A 13,992-nucleotide genomic window follows, 5' to 3' on the forward strand; every position below is an offset into this window, starting at 1 on the left:
GTTAGTGTAAATACACTACCTACCACTTTTAACGTGTGTTAAAACTCTCCATCAGTTATTGTATTTATTGACTATAATGGAATAAATTAACTTCAAGTGGTGTTTATGAAGTACTTACTCTCGCTGTTTATTTTCGTGCTGATATCGTTTAATGCTAAGGCCGATACGGTCACATTGTTAAGTGATGATGCAAATGATCTCGAGCTGTTTTATAAAGATGGTCGCAACGATATTGCCAGTGACTCTTACCGCTTGTTATTTGAAAACTTAGAAAACGTTAAATTTGAGCTAAAAATCGCCCCCACCGCTCGTATTGACGCCCTGCTTAAACAAGACAAAACAATTTGTGCAGTTAATCGCATCAAAACCGAAGAGCGCGAGCTTTACAACCTCTATTCATATCCCGTGCATTTGTACCCTAGTCACCGTCTTTACTATTTTAAAGACCGCACACCTTTACTAGACAATATGCTAACCGAAAATGACGAGCTGATTAACTTAAATACTTTGTTTAATCACTACTCGATGGCAAGCCTTGCCATCGAAACAGGTAGGTCATATGGAAAAGGGTTAGATAAGCAAATACAGAAGTTGAAAGATGACAACATACTCGCTCGTGCTGGCAGCGATGCATATGATGCCATGATCAAATTGTTTGCCCGACATCGCGTTGATTTCTTAATTTCATACCCCACTATTTTTAAACAATATTACACTGAAGATCACACTGATATTGCTTCGGTGACTATTAACAATCACCCCAAGTTTATTGCAGGCCATATTGCCTGCAGTAGCACACCAAGATCTAAAAAAATAATAACAGAGATAAATAAGACCCTACTCAGGCTTTATCCCACTGAGCCTTATTTATCGATGCACTTACATCATGTGCCAAATATCGAGCAAAGCCTGTTAACTCGAAGGATCAGCGACTTGTTTTTGAAATATAAACTGCTCAGTGACTAAGTGTTTTGATAAATTTTATATGGCGTTATACACATATTGATTACTAAAAAGTAAAACAACCGATAATGCCAAAGTAACTATTGCAGGCAGCGCATCTTTTAGTGTGTCAAAACGTAGATGAAAGAAAATAGCGCCTATTGATGTAAATAGAATGCCAATTGCACCTAACGCATTGAGTAAGCTGTTGTCTATTAATACTGATAACAGCAAATTCAACGCTGATGCGCTTTCTATCAACCCAATTAAGAACATATGGGTACGACTCAAGCCATAGTTTTTGAAAAAGCCTAACTGGATCTGAAAAATCTTCTTTTGCCATCCCGTTAATTTGATTGAACTTGCAAATGAAAAGAACGCAAATAACACCAATGAAATAATCGTCATGTTTAAACTCCGTATTTGAGAATGGTGTTATTTAAGCATTCCTAAAAAATGCGATAAATGCTATTAATTACATAGTTAATATTCCCAACAGGAATGCATAATGGATAAACTCACATGCCTTTCGGTGTTTGCCACCGCAGCGCGTTTGGGTAGTTTTACTGCAACCGCAGACGAACTAAACATGACTCAAGGCGCTGTCAGTAAGCGCATTGCCTGGCTTGAACAAGACTTGGGCTTTACTTTATTTAACCGAACACCAAGAAAAATCACGCTAACAGATGCTGGGAGAGATTATTTAGCCTGTAGCCAAGAAGTGCTTGAAAAGCTATCGTTAACTGAGTACCAGATCCGCAACGAGCAATCTAAAGTCGTCGGCAAACTTAGAATTTCCGCACCTTCAGCGTTTGCAACAAAGCGGCTCGCTGAGCCCTTGAAATGCTTTATGGCACTCCACCCCGAGCTCGAACTTGATATATCAGTGAATGATCAACACGCTGATTTATTCAAAGACAATATTGATATTGCGATCAGGGCCGCTCACCTTGAAGATTCAAACTTAAAAGCGAAAAAATTAATCGAGCATTCTTTATGTTACTTCGCCTCTCCCAGATATTTAGCTGAAGTTGGCACTCCTCACACCACGTCTGAATTAAGCACTCATAAGTGCATTACCTACTCTTTAATGCGTCCTTCTAATGTGTGGACATTCAAAGACAGTAAAGTACAAGTAAACGAAGTGATAAAGAGCGATAGCCCTGACATGATAGTGAAAATGGCAAGGTTGGGTTCTGGTATAGCTGCCATGCCAAAATGGATGGTTGCAGAGTATTTTGAAAATGGTGAACTTGTTGAAATTTTACAACAGAAGCATGCATTTTCACTACCAATGTATGCTGTTTATAAAAATAGTAATTACATTCCTCACAAGATTAGCGCCTTTATTAAATTCTTGAGTGACTATTTCACAAAAAACCAATAAGCACTTTAGCTATGCACATTTATAAAAACTAATAAATTTGCATATTCGACTATGCTTAAATTATATCTGCTTGAAAAGAAGCTACTCTATGGACAAAATTATTTTATCCGTGCTTCTGTGTATAGCCAGCTGTTGCACATATGCGCAATCAAACGCTCGATTTTCTTTCGATGTTGCCACCCGTATGGTTTATAACCATAACCTAGACAATATTGGGTCTATGACCCCCATAGGTTTTGACTACCATAACGTGATAAGTGGTGAGTCTGGAGATGTTGGCACATTAATCATGCAGCTTTACGCTACAAAAATCGATAATCTCACTCCGCACCCTGGTTTTTTCTCAGACGAAAACGATATCGAAATTGTCACTCGTATTTTTAACTTCAATTACACAGGCCTAGGCCGTGATTTGCCAAATATAAAAGTGGGTCATTTAGAGCTACCTTATGGCTCCGAATATCGCATTGATACCAACGGAACACTCAAACAGTACAACCACGGTATTAATTTAGGCCCAAAAGCTGACTGGGGGGTAAGTCTCAATAAACAATATGAAAACTATGAATTTGAGTTTGCATTAACAACAGGCGGTGGCCAAGATTTTACCAATCAAAACGACTCTTATGTATTTACAGGGTATTTAGGCGTTCCCTCACACCATAATTTTCAATACGGCGTGTCTCTAAATAAAAGCAAAATTAACTTACTAGAACGCCAGAGCATAGCTTTTGATATTGCTTATTATTATCAGCTTTGGGGGGTGCTGTTTGAACTTCAATCAGGGGAGCGCCAACAACAGCATTATTCGCAAGCGTTCGTAGAATTTAATCGAACCAACTCAAGCAATACTTTAGAGCTTTACACGCAACTTCGATATCAAGAGAGTAAAAAAGTTACTCGGCAAGATTTCGTCATAGGCACAGACTACGCAATTACACCTAAAATCAGTATAAGTGCTCAATTCACACGTTTATTAAAGCAGCATAACAGCCAATTCATGGCACAGCTCAGGTGGCGCTTTTAGGAGAAAGTATGCGTATTCTTATATTTATGATTTTATTGCTATCAAGCCCATATGTTTGGGCAGAGGCATACTGTGGTTTAAGAGATCCAGTTGCAATGATAAGTAAACTTTACCCGAATTATCAAAGCTACCGCTCGATTGTAAGAACCATAGATGCTCAAACTCGTATCAAAGTGTCTGAGAAATTACCGGGGATGCCCTTACATTTTGGCGAATTGGGCAGACATACCTTATATGTCATCGAAGCAAAAGGAATAACCCAAGGTTTTGTGCACGTCCGCTCTGAGCAAACTCGGTGGGGGTTAGTCGAAATAGCATGGGCCATAGATCTAGATATGAAAATAATTGATTTCCAATTTCAACGTTGCCGCCATAGCGATAGAAAACATTTAGAAACATCTATTGCTAAAAGTGTATTTCAGGGCAAATCTTTAAACGACTTAATGTTGTTATACGACTTTAACAACAACAAACCAAACTCAAGTTATTATGAGCAAGTGAAGCACCAAGGAGATCTCAGTGACAGTGTCTTAAAATGCGCAATGAAAACTTTGTTAGTCACACAAATTGTTTGGCAGAAAGAATTAGATTCCATTAATCAATCTTTAGTAAACAAGGCGCCATGAAAATAGCGGTTCAAAGCCAAATGTTAGTTATGAGCTGCTTTATTATCAGTCTACTATCTTTTTGTGTTTTAGGTTTACAGTTCTACCAGAGCTCACAAACACAAACTGAGCTGAGTCAAATAGAGATAGAGAAAAGTCAAATTAATCACTTAGAGAGTATGTTAGGCCAATGGCTCACTACAGTAGATTTGTTTTTTAACAACCGCCAAAGCTACTTGGTTATGGGGATTGAACGCCAAGGCATACAAATCAAGGAGAAGCTCAAAAATTTAGGATTCAGTCAAATACATATTGCTAAGCCTTTGACTCAATTAAAGAACCATATGAATAATGCGCTTCCCTTAGTCAGTCAAGCTGCGATTATTGGTCCAGAAGAAACGGAAGAATGGCTCTCTTTATTAGAAGAGATTGACGGAAAAACAATTAGCCTAATTCAAGAATATGAGCTGCTTAAACAGCAAATCAAATTATTATCCGACAGAAAACGAAATGATTTTGAGGTACAAAAACAGCAATTAATTCTTAGTTTTGTTATCGTTATTCTGTTTACAGTGGCTATCTTAACTTTACTTGGTATTTGGAATAGCAGGAGCATAATTCAACCTCTGATACAACTTTCTCGTCTGTCAGACAATTCTGCGTCCTCCATGTCGTTTGATAATGCCCCCTTAGAGTTCAAAACAATTTCGCAAAAACTCACTAGCTCTTTTGTTAATTTGGCAAAAGAGAAGAGACAAGCTGAATTAGCAAACCAAAAGATTGAACAACAAAACTCTCAATTACAAGACACCATAGTACGACTTGAAGAAACACGGGTACAGTTAGTTGAAAATGAGAAATTGGCTTCAATAGGACAATTAGCTGCCGGCGTTGCCCATGAAATTAATAACCCTATCGGTTACGTAATGTCTAACTTAGAGACCTTAGAAGACTACATTAGTGATATGAAGGCATTTATTGAGCATGCCAATAAACTTCAAAATGAGATGCCACAATTAAAAGTATATTCAGAGCAATATGATATAGACTTTATTCTCAGTGACTTGCCTGAACTACTTAATAGCTCCCACTCTGGACTAAAACGAGTAAAAACCATAGTCAAAGATTTACGAGCCTTTAGCCATGATATGCCCAATCATATTGAAGAAATAGTCCTAAAAGATCTAATAGAACAAGCGACCAATTTAGTACGCCCGAGTTTGCCGAGCAATGTGTCAATTCACTTAAACTTAAACACAGAGCAAACATTAAATGGGTCAGCCACTAAACTTGCACAAGTTTTAGTGAACCTAATGCTCAATGCCGCTGATGCTATTACAAAGCAAGGCACCATTAACGTCTCATTATTATCTGAAAATAGCATTATCAAAATTCTTATTGAAGATGATGGCTGTGGTATGGATGATGAAACTCAAAACAACATATTCAATCCGTTTTTTACCACTAAACCCGTTGGTAAAGGAACTGGTTTAGGTTTACATATTTGCCTGACAATTATTAAAAGCCATGGCGGCGATATATCAGTTTCGAGTGAAATTGACAAAGGCACTTGTTTTACAATCAGTTTACCAGTCTTGAGAAATAATGATTTCTAAGAAGGTACTATATCTTCTTGCCACTGCTGCGCCACAAAGTCGATGAAAGCACGTACAACGGGAGATTGGTAACTTCTCGACAAGTACACCGCCCAAAGTTGGCTACTTTCAATATGATAATCTTGCAAAATAGGCACGAGCTTTTGCTCCTCAATATAGCCCCTTGCAATATCATACGGCAGCCAGGCGATGCCAGTGCCATTCATTGCAGCTTGCACGAGCGTCGGCACATCATTACAGACTAACGGCCCGTTCACTTTCACCTCAACACTTTGTTCTGCTTTAATAAATCGCCATTTGTCATGGGATAAATGAACTAAACAAGCATGGCTTTTAAGCTCTTCTGGACGTGTAGGTTCTGAATGATTTTCTAAATAATCAGCAGACGCGCAAACACAGGCGCCAATAGTCATGAGTCGCCTAGCAATCAAATTTTCATCGGGTGTATTGGTGTATCTAAGTGCGATATCTATGCGTTGTTCAACTAAATTCGAAAAACTATCGCAGGCATGAATATCAATTTTAACGTTTGGATGCTGCGCTATAAATTGACTGACCGCATTGACCAACATTGTTTGTGCAAAACCGATAGGGCTCGAAATGCGAACCGTGCCCGATAACGTTTGCCTACCTTCGGTACTCTCAGCAATTAATGCGCTGGTTTCATTTAAGATACGCTCGAATCTTAGCAGAGCTTGCTCTCCATACTGCGTTAAGCTCACCTTTCTGGTGGTGCGGTGCAATAACCTTTGTTCAAGCCATTGTTCTAGCTCTTGCACATGACGCGTCACTTGAAGGCGACTTAAACCGAGACGCTCAGCGGCTTTCGTAAAGCTAGACAAATGCGCCACTTCAACAAAGCTTTTAATGGCAGTAATACGATCCATATTAAAAATTCAGCCCATTATTAGATAGCAAATAAGAAATAATCTATTTCAATTTTACGCGATTATTTCATCTTAGTTTTCTTCTAACCTAGACACAACTCAAAACACTTACCCAAAGAGGAAAATATTATGAAACTAATCGTATTAGGCGCATCAGGTTGGATAGGCTCTCATATCGTGGCAGAAGCAAAATCAAGAGGTCATGAGATCACAGCTCTAGTTCGAGCACATGATAAATACGACGTACCCAATGTCACCGCAAAGTCGTTCGACTTAAATAACCCATCTGACGATTTACGCGCTTTAATCAGTGATGAAACGGTGTTTGTTGCAGCCATTGGCGGTCGAGCTTTGGGCAATCACGAAATTGTAAAAAATACCGCAGAACGATTACTCAAAGAGTTACCAAACACCAGCATTGAGCGTTTGCTTTGGGTCGGTGGTGCAGGCTCGCTAGAAATAGCACCAAACTTGAAGCTAATCGATACCCCTGAATTTCCTGCTGAATATAAAGATGAAGCCATTGCGCAAGGTGAAGCACTTGACGTGTTTAAGCAATCGAGTAGCCCATTAAACTGGACGTTTATTAGCCCTGCTGCCGAGATTTTCCCGGGTGACAAACTAAACCAATATCGTACTGGTGCTGAGCAACTTATTACCGATGAGCAAGGTAATAGTCGTATTTCAGTCGCCGACTATGCGGTCGCATTCGTAGATGAAATTGAAAAAGCAGCACATATCAACACAAGAATGGGTGTCGCTTACTAAGAAAAAAGCCTTGATGCTCAGTGAACATCAAGGCTTTAAATACTCAAGCTTGCTAGCTTTTCACAGGTTAATGCTCAATATTATAACTCTTTTTGCTTTAAGGCTTGAACTGTTCGTTCCAACTCTTCGACTCTTTTTTCAAGCGCTTCAATTTTTGTATTTGAGCCTTTCATCGACTTCAAATCTTCAATTATCTTCTGCGGTTCGAACATATAATTAATAATGAACATGAAGACCGCAAGACCTAACATAAATGACACTAGCTCCCACATACCGTTTCCTTATTATTTTTATCAAGCAAATATTTAAGCTCTTACCCCATTTAGCCGCACTTTTAAATTAGTAACAAATCTTAATTGAAGCTAGAACATCGTATTATTATTTTTAGAAGTTTCTGGTACGCGTTGGCTCACCCCCCAATGCTCTGCAAATTTGCCATTTTCCATGCGAAACACATGCATAACAGCTGAGCCAAGTGAATCAGGCGTGCGTTTTACATGAAGATGCAACCAAACTAAATCGCCCTCTGATGCGGCACGCTTTACTGACATTGATAACTGCGGAAATTTTTTATATCGCTTAGCAAAAATGGCTAATAATGCTTCTCGACCATCGGGAACATGGGGCGAGTGTTGAATATAGTTTTCTACAATGCAATCTGCTTTTAAAATCTCAATGCGTTTGGCGGGCTTGAGATCATTTCGATTTTCAAGTATCTCCATGCAATATAGAGCTTTATCTAAATTTTTTTGCTCTTGCTCCGTTCGAGTCACTTCAGTTGCAAATGCACTAAAAACAAAAATGTTCGAAACAAAAGTACATACAAATAGAGTAAAAATTAGTTTTAAGACTGTCATTTAAGTTCCTTTTATTAAATCAACTGTTACTTGTTTATGGCTAAGCCATACCTTTAGATATAAAAAGGCGATAGCCAATTCAGTCATCACCGCCAACAAAATGCCCGGCCCAGCTTGCCCTTGTTGAAACTCAAAAACGCCCAACCCAGCAAGTGCACACATCGAAACGGCAACGCTCAGGCATATTGCTTGTCGTGATTCTGAATGCTCAGCATTTCTGCCGACCCATAGCAATATTGCTAATCCCAAAAACAGCATTGCCATTCTTCGACCAACAAAAAGTGCTGAACTGCTTTGCTCAATACCAAATAAACTAAAAGGGAATTCAGGAAAAAGTAAAAATGCTGCAAACAAAGAGCATGCAATTGAAGCGGTAAAAGTGCTTATATTTTTGAAGCTAAACATGATTGTCCTTATCTAAATAAACTGACTGTAGATGTAGATAAAGAAACTACATCAAAGTACCTATATTTATACTTTAGAGTAGTGCAATAAACAACCACTTAAGTGCTCACAAAATCGCTTTGTCAGCACATATTTGTGCATGATGTAGAAGTACAAAAAGATAAGAACGACCCTATTAAAAGGAACCATCATTAAAGTCGATAGCGTGGTCAAGGTGACCCGAAAAATAAAAGCGTGCGAGACAAGCAATCTAACGCACGCTTTAAAAATTAGCTGACTAAGATTTAACCGAATGAACGCGCTTTCAAATACGCTTCTCGACTTTGTACATTTGTCAGATAACGGGCAATATTTTCACGGCCTTTTAGCAGGTTTAGACTACCTGCTATTTCAAGTGTAATAGTCATCATAATGTCGGCCGCTGAGAACTCATCGCCAGCAAAGTAGGTTTGCTGAGCGAGTACCGAATCTATGTATGAGAAATCTAGGTTTAGCTCTTTAGCAATATACCCGTCCATCGGGTTGGTGCCACTGCGCTCTTCCATTTGCATCAGTAAACTTGTGATCACAGGTAAGCCCAAAGAGCCTTCTGCAAAGTGCGACCACTCAACATATTGATAGTAGGCCTTGCTACCTTTTTCTGGGCGTAAACGTTGCTCTGTGTCTTGGTCAAGAATGTACTCCATAATTGCACCTGACTCACAGATCACAATGTCATTGTGCTCAATGATCGGCGCTTTATTTAATGGATGTACTTTACCTAGACTTGCGCGCGCTAAACGCGTAGCTGTATCGCGTTCGTGTTTCTCAACTTCATATGGCATACCTAATTCTTCTAATAGCCATAATACGCGTGTTGAACGCGATTGATTGAGATGATGTACTTTAATCATAAATCATTCCTTATTTAACAGATGTTACTAGCCAATTACTCAGCTAACAATTTCACCAAAAACTCACCTACCGCATGGGCACTTGCTGGATTTTGACCTGTCACTAAACGGTCGTCTTGAATGACAAATTCATTCCAAGGTTGTACCTTGCTATATTGAGCTGCTTTTCGCGTTAACGCTTCTTCAAGTAAGAATGGAATATCATTGATGGTGCCAAAATCGACTTCTTCTTCTCTGGTAAATGCAGTGACTTCTTTGTCCGCAATTAATAATTCGCCATTGCTGAGTGTAATTGGCAATAATGCAGCTGGACCGTGGCACACTGCCGCAATGATCCCGCCCGCTTCATAATGCTTGGCTGCCATTGCAGCAACTTCTTCGTTGCTTGCTAAGTCTGACAGTAAGCCAAAACCACCTGGATAGAAAATAGCATCGTAATCGTCTACGTTGACCTGAGAGACAGGCACGGTATTGTTGATCTGCGTTTGGAACGACGCGTCACCTAATACCTTATTATTCACCTCGTCACCCTCAATGTCGGTGCCATACAGTGGCGCTTTACCACCTTGAATAGAGGCAATATCGAACCCAATGTTATTCGCATTTAATACATCAACAACATGCGTCAGCTCTGGTGCATAGGTACCATTAGCTTGATCTGTACTGCCGAGTGTTGCGTGATTAGTGACTGGAATAAGTACTTTTTTCATGATGATTACCTTAACTCAGTGTTGTCATAAATTTGCTTGATGCTTTTCAGCAAGCTGCTAAAAAGACGATAAGGACACTGTATATTATTCCCCAATGAATGATAATTAGATAAATCAGTGAAACTCTTTTGCCATTTAGCAACAATCAATACAATTAATTGATTCAAGCTTATAAGATACGGCGCTGCCCTTTGAAAGATCGCTTTTCTATTTATTTCTTTTAAAAGCCTAAAATGAAAAAGGCCAGTCGCTTTAACGAATGGCCTTCAATCAAAATAAGTTAGACAAAGAAAGTAATTAATTTACTTCGTCGTAAGTTGGCAGTGCCGGCATTGCGCCAAGCTTTGTGCAGGTATAGGCCCCACACTTGACTGCAAACTCAGCGGCATCAATCAGCTTCTCAAGATTTGCGTTCAACTGGGATTGCTCTAATTGCTGCTGAGCTAAAGCGAACAAAAAGCCACTTATTAAACTATCTCCTGCCCCTGTGGTATCAACAGCGTTGATGCTCGGGGTTGCAATTGAGCGCGTCTGTTGTGGCGTGATCAATTGCACCGGATTTTTACCATCTGACACCAAGATCACCTGAACGCCCTGCGCGCATAATCGTTGAATATATCGCTCAGTTGAAAGCGACGCCGCTTGGCTTAAATATTCAAGCTCTTCTAAGCTGAATTTTAAGATGTCACACAGCGAAAAGCAGGCTTCAACGCGAGCCGGTAAATCAGCTAAATCGTGCCATAGATTTAATCTAAGATTGACATCAAAACTAATAATTTGCCCATGTGCTTTGGCCTGCTCTAATAGCGCCATATGCGTTGCTGTAATCGACGAATCCGTTAAGGTATTCGAACAAAAATGGTAAATACCTGCTTGCGGCCAAGTGAATTCATTAAAGTCATCCATTGATACGCTGATATCTGCCGTTTGTTGACGGTAAAAGCTAAATTGTCGCTCTTTGTGCTCATCGAGCTGAACAACCGCCAACGCGGTGTTTGCTGCTTTGATAACCGGACAATGTGCCGTATCTACCCCATAATGTTGCAATGTCTTAGCAATGATCTGCCCGAATGCATCATTCGATAGCCCACCTAAAAACGCACTGTGACCACCTAATTTGGCAAAGCCCACAGCGGCATTGGCGGGCGCTCCACCCACAATGGGAAGCAAAGCTTCGCCATCGTGAGGTAAAAGGTCTATTAATGCTTCGCCAAAGCAAGTTAGCTGCATGGTCGTTTGTTCAGTCATAATAACTCCAACTCAATATGCGGTTTAGAATTGATAGTTCAATGTGAACGACGTCGTACGGCCATTAATGCTTCGTGCGCGAATAATGTCGTTAGCTGGTACGCTGCCCTCTTCTGCTTCTGTTATGCCCACCGTATCAAACAGGTTATTGATGTTGAGTGAGACAGATAAGTTTTCAGTCACGTCATAGCTTGCAAATGCATTAACCTGCGTGTAGCCATCGAACTTTAAGTCATTATTATCTTGTGCATACGCATCTGTGGTGCCGATAAAGCTTAAACCAACCGCGCCTTGCTCCATGTTGTAACGCGCCATCAGTGAGTAGATAAAGTCAGCTTGACGGCGTGGCGTGTTACCAACCACCTCAGGTGTTAATGCATCTTTGGCTATTTCTGCATCCGTCCAAGTCATGTTACCTCTGAAGTCGAATGACCCTACGAAGTAAACCCCTTCTAGCTCAATGCCTTTTGCTTCGTATTGGCGATCAAAGAACTTTTGACTGGTTGCTTCAAAGTTTTGCTCTTCTGTTTCAGCATAAAATGCCGTTGCAAATAAACTGCCGTTTTCAAAACGCTGTTTTAAACCAAACTCATATTGGGTTACTTCATCAATGGCATCTTCTTTGGCCACGCTACCGTCGGCGTTTACTTTACCAAACAGTAATCTATCGGCATTTGCACGTGCACCTTCACTGACACGGCCAAACACAGCTTGTGTTGGGTTGATTTGATAATTCGCACCGATTGAATAACTGGTGTAGCTCCAGTCATAGTTCACAGCACTTGGGTTTGCGATATCGATGCCAGCAACTTGCTCTTCTGGTTTTGAAATAACGCCATCACCATTAATGTCTCGTTGTGATACGACAGCACCTGCATACGTGCCTTTGGCCTCTCCCGAGTCATAGCGCACACTTGCATCTAGGGTGATATCGTCAAATTGAGAAGATACCGCCAAATAAGGCGCTCGCGTTGAATAGTCTGTGTCGTAGTTACGTTGACAACAGTTGCCCCATGCTGGAGTGCCATAGGCGTACAAACCGTTTTCTGAATATGCAGTACCGTCAGCTGCAAATACATCGACGAGCGCGGCATTATCGCCTTGAAGCTCCATTAAATAAGAGTTCCAAAGCCAAGACATGGCAATGGTTTGCTCAGATGCATAAAAACCAAAAGTGACTGACGTATCATCGCTTAATGATTTAGTTAACTTAGTGTCATTGGCCATTGAGCCGAAATCACGCATTTCAACATCAAAGGTGTGAATACGCATCAATGTGTCATCATTAAAGGCTGAACCTGCTTGTGGACCGTTTGCATATTGTAAGGTGGCACCTTCTCCAGCAATACTTGCAGCGATATTCGATGCACTGCCAACCTCAGCAGGGAAAGGAGAATTAAAAGAGCCTTTCACACTTGCAACACGAAAACGGTTTTCTATTTTCCAATCATTACTGAGATCAAAACTGGCTTCTACGCCCACACTGTCTACTTGTGGATGCATGCCATCACGCATATCGCCTTGGCGAATTTCATTATTTGCGCCTAAGCCTTGTGTTTTAATAAAGTACGCCGAGTGTGGTGTATCAGATAAAGCGTCAAAGTTGGCTAACGAGTCGCCATTTGAGCGCATTGGCATTGGTAAATAGCTGGTGCTTCGGTCGTCTAAATGTTTTAGATACAAACGCACGTAACCGTTATTAAACTCTTTGGTTAAATTAGCTTTGATCTGGCCGCCTTTGTTACCTGTGTAACCTGTGTCTCTTGGCCCTTCACCTTGGCGAACAAAACCACCGATATGAAAGCGCACACTGTCAGATAAGTAAGTACCAAATTCGAAGTCAGTTCTGAACTCGTCATAATCTAAACCAAAGGTTGTCGCGATACTGCCTGACTCGCTGTCTCCTGTTTTAGAAATAAAGTTGATGATACCGCCCGGTGCATTACTTGCCGCCGTAGACGCAGAGCCACCGCGGATAGACTCGACAGATTGTACAGTGTTATCTAGACGTAAAAAGATATCAGCATTACCAAATGCAATATCACCAAACTGTAAAACCGGCAGCCCGTCTTCTTGAAGCTGTAAAAACTTAGCCCCACCCGATGCCACTGGTAGGCCACGCACGGCAATGTTTGCATTACCTTCACCGCCCGTCGACTCAGAGCGCACACCCGGTAATATTCTAAATGCTTCAGCGGTGGTTCTAGGTGTTGATACATTGATCTGCTCTGCAGAGATGCTGCTCACTGACACACTAGATGCCATCACAGTGCGACGTTGAGGCACACCTGTAACAATTATTTTTTCTAATTCATTTTGTGGCTTTGCGGTATTTGCTTGTTGTTCTTCAGCCAGTGTTTGAGTGCTGATCGCAAGTGCAATAGCGCTTAGGGCAAACCAAGTGGGGTTATGTGTTCTCATAATGTGCCTCATTGTTGTCAATTTAAAGTATGGCACCACGAATGTGGATTTACTTACTTAATCGATTAAGTAAGTTAGCAAAAATGTCACCTTTTGCAATAAAAAAGTGCTCGATTATTGTGCTTATTTTATTAAGTGATTGTTATAGATAACAAAAAAGTGTCCAACTCGGTGCACCCAAATTGGCAGATTTGGGGCAGTTGAACACTTTGACAAGGGGATTTGG

15 protein-coding genes are annotated in these 13,992 nt (G+C 40.6%); 6 read left to right on the forward strand and 9 right to left on the reverse strand.

Annotated elements, in window-relative coordinates; genetic code table 11:
- Nucleotides 1-105 precede the first annotated feature (105 nt).
- Entirely contained in the window at nt 106-966 is an 861-nt protein-coding gene (locus tag AAEU28_RS03790; RefSeq protein WP_421963012.1) for a hypothetical protein, read from the forward strand.
- A 15-nt stretch (nt 967-981) separates the two neighbouring features.
- Here AAEU28_RS03790 and AAEU28_RS03795 read toward each other — a convergent pair whose 3' ends face one another.
- Entirely contained in the window at nt 982-1,350 is a 369-nt protein-coding gene (locus AAEU28_RS03795) for a DoxX family protein (protein ID WP_421963013.1), read from the reverse strand.
- Nucleotides 1,351-1,450: 100 nt separating this feature from the next.
- Here AAEU28_RS03795 and AAEU28_RS03800 point away from each other — a divergent pair, with 100 nt between their 5' ends.
- From AAEU28_RS03800 to AAEU28_RS03815, 4 genes are all read left to right on the forward strand, one after another.
- The gene (locus AAEU28_RS03800; protein WP_421963014.1) at nt 1,451-2,329 is read left to right on the forward strand and encodes a LysR family transcriptional regulator; all 879 of its coding nucleotides are present in this window, start codon (nt 1,451-1,453) and stop codon (nt 2,327-2,329) included.
- A gap of 88 nt (nt 2,330-2,417) precedes the next feature.
- Entirely contained in the window at nt 2,418-3,356 is a 939-nt protein-coding gene (locus tag AAEU28_RS03805) for a hypothetical protein (protein WP_421963015.1), read from the forward strand.
- Nucleotides 3,357-3,364: 8 nt separating this feature from the next.
- Nucleotides 3,365-3,982, forward strand: coding sequence for a hypothetical protein (locus tag AAEU28_RS03810; protein ID WP_421963016.1), 618 nt, complete (start codon nt 3,365-3,367; stop codon nt 3,980-3,982).
- Complete coding sequence (locus tag AAEU28_RS03815; RefSeq protein ID WP_421963017.1) at nt 3,979-5,577, forward strand: sensor histidine kinase; 1,599 nt, start codon at nt 3,979-3,981, stop codon at nt 5,575-5,577. The genes AAEU28_RS03810 and AAEU28_RS03815 overlap by 4 nt, the downstream gene beginning before the upstream one ends.
- Here AAEU28_RS03815 and AAEU28_RS03820 read toward each other — a convergent pair.
- Nucleotides 5,574-6,464, reverse strand: coding sequence for a LysR family transcriptional regulator (locus tag AAEU28_RS03820; RefSeq protein ID WP_421963018.1), 891 nt, complete (start codon nt 6,462-6,464; stop codon nt 5,574-5,576). The two genes, AAEU28_RS03815 and AAEU28_RS03820, sit on opposite strands and share 4 nt — an antisense overlap.
- 129 nt (nt 6,465-6,593) lie before the next feature.
- Between AAEU28_RS03820 and AAEU28_RS03825 the strand changes: the two genes are divergently transcribed.
- Nucleotides 6,594-7,232, forward strand: a complete 639-nt coding sequence (locus tag AAEU28_RS03825) for an NAD(P)-dependent oxidoreductase (RefSeq protein WP_421963019.1) — start codon at nt 6,594-6,596, stop codon at nt 7,230-7,232.
- 80 nt (nt 7,233-7,312) lie between these two features.
- Here AAEU28_RS03825 and AAEU28_RS03830 read toward each other — a convergent pair whose 3' ends face one another.
- From AAEU28_RS03830 to AAEU28_RS03860, 7 genes are all read right to left on the reverse strand, one after another.
- Complete coding sequence (locus AAEU28_RS03830) at nt 7,313-7,504, reverse strand: hypothetical protein (RefSeq protein ID WP_138481103.1); 192 nt, start codon at nt 7,502-7,504, stop codon at nt 7,313-7,315.
- A 90-nt stretch (nt 7,505-7,594) separates the two neighbouring features.
- Nucleotides 7,595-8,089: a nuclear transport factor 2 family protein gene (locus AAEU28_RS03835; protein ID WP_421963020.1), complete on the reverse strand. Its 495-nt coding sequence runs from the start codon at nt 8,087-8,089 to the stop codon at nt 7,595-7,597.
- Complete coding sequence (locus tag AAEU28_RS03840) at nt 8,090-8,494, reverse strand: hypothetical protein (RefSeq protein ID WP_421963021.1); 405 nt, start codon at nt 8,492-8,494, stop codon at nt 8,090-8,092.
- A 284-nt stretch (nt 8,495-8,778) separates the two neighbouring features.
- Nucleotides 8,779-9,387 carry a glutathione S-transferase family protein gene (locus tag AAEU28_RS03845; RefSeq protein ID WP_421963022.1) on the reverse strand — a complete coding sequence of 203 codons (609 nt, stop codon included), beginning with the start codon at nt 9,385-9,387 and terminating at the stop codon, nt 8,779-8,781.
- 35 nt (nt 9,388-9,422) lie between these two features.
- Complete coding sequence (locus AAEU28_RS03850) at nt 9,423-10,097, reverse strand: type 1 glutamine amidotransferase domain-containing protein (protein ID WP_421963023.1); 675 nt, start codon at nt 10,095-10,097, stop codon at nt 9,423-9,425.
- A gap of 297 nt (nt 10,098-10,394) precedes the next feature.
- Complete coding sequence (locus AAEU28_RS03855; RefSeq protein ID WP_421963024.1) at nt 10,395-11,345, reverse strand: carbohydrate kinase family protein; 951 nt, start codon at nt 11,343-11,345, stop codon at nt 10,395-10,397.
- 24 nt (nt 11,346-11,369) lie between these two features.
- Nucleotides 11,370-13,766, reverse strand: a complete 2,397-nt coding sequence (locus AAEU28_RS03860) for a TonB-dependent receptor domain-containing protein (RefSeq protein ID WP_421963025.1) — start codon at nt 13,764-13,766, stop codon at nt 11,370-11,372.
- Nucleotides 13,767-13,992 lie beyond the last annotated feature (226 nt).

The organism is Pseudoalteromonas sp. SS15, from assembly GCF_049257195.1.
In the GTDB taxonomy this organism is placed as follows: Bacteria; Pseudomonadota; Gammaproteobacteria; order Enterobacterales; family Alteromonadaceae; genus Pseudoalteromonas.

Bases quoted from the DNA above. Each gene is read 5' to 3' on its own strand.
- AAEU28_RS03835 (WP_421963020.1), bottom strand. From the start codon at position 8,089: ATGACAGTCTTAAAACTAATTTTTACTCTATTTGTATGTACTTTTGTT.
- AAEU28_RS03815 (WP_421963017.1), top strand. From the start codon at position 3,979: ATGAAAATAGCGGTTCAAAGCCAAATGTTAGTTATGAGCTGCTTTATT.
- AAEU28_RS03825 (WP_421963019.1), top strand. From the start codon at position 6,594: ATGAAACTAATCGTATTAGGCGCATCAGGTTGGATAGGCTCTCATATC.
- AAEU28_RS03850 (WP_421963023.1), bottom strand. From the start codon at position 10,097: ATGAAAAAAGTACTTATTCCAGTCACTAATCACGCAACACTCGGCAGT.
- AAEU28_RS03855 (WP_421963024.1), bottom strand. From the start codon at position 11,345: ATGACTGAACAAACGACCATGCAGCTAACTTGCTTTGGCGAAGCATTA.
- AAEU28_RS03845 (WP_421963022.1), bottom strand. From the start codon at position 9,387: ATGATTAAAGTACATCATCTCAATCAATCGCGTTCAACACGCGTATTA.
- AAEU28_RS03820 (WP_421963018.1), bottom strand. From the start codon at position 6,464: ATGGATCGTATTACTGCCATTAAAAGCTTTGTTGAAGTGGCGCATTTG.
- AAEU28_RS03805 (WP_421963015.1), top strand. From the start codon at position 2,418: ATGGACAAAATTATTTTATCCGTGCTTCTGTGTATAGCCAGCTGTTGC.
- AAEU28_RS03840 (WP_421963021.1), bottom strand. From the start codon at position 8,494: ATGTTTAGCTTCAAAAATATAAGCACTTTTACCGCTTCAATTGCATGC.
- AAEU28_RS03810 (WP_421963016.1), top strand. From the start codon at position 3,365: ATGCGTATTCTTATATTTATGATTTTATTGCTATCAAGCCCATATGTT.
- AAEU28_RS03795 (WP_421963013.1), bottom strand. From the start codon at position 1,350: ATGACGATTATTTCATTGGTGTTATTTGCGTTCTTTTCATTTGCAAGT.
- AAEU28_RS03790 (WP_421963012.1), top strand. From the start codon at position 106: ATGAAGTACTTACTCTCGCTGTTTATTTTCGTGCTGATATCGTTTAAT.
- AAEU28_RS03800 (WP_421963014.1), top strand. From the start codon at position 1,451: ATGGATAAACTCACATGCCTTTCGGTGTTTGCCACCGCAGCGCGTTTG.
- AAEU28_RS03860 (WP_421963025.1), bottom strand. From the start codon at position 13,766: ATGAGAACACATAACCCCACTTGGTTTGCCCTAAGCGCTATTGCACTT.
- AAEU28_RS03830 (WP_138481103.1), bottom strand. From the start codon at position 7,504: ATGTGGGAGCTAGTGTCATTTATGTTAGGTCTTGCGGTCTTCATGTTC.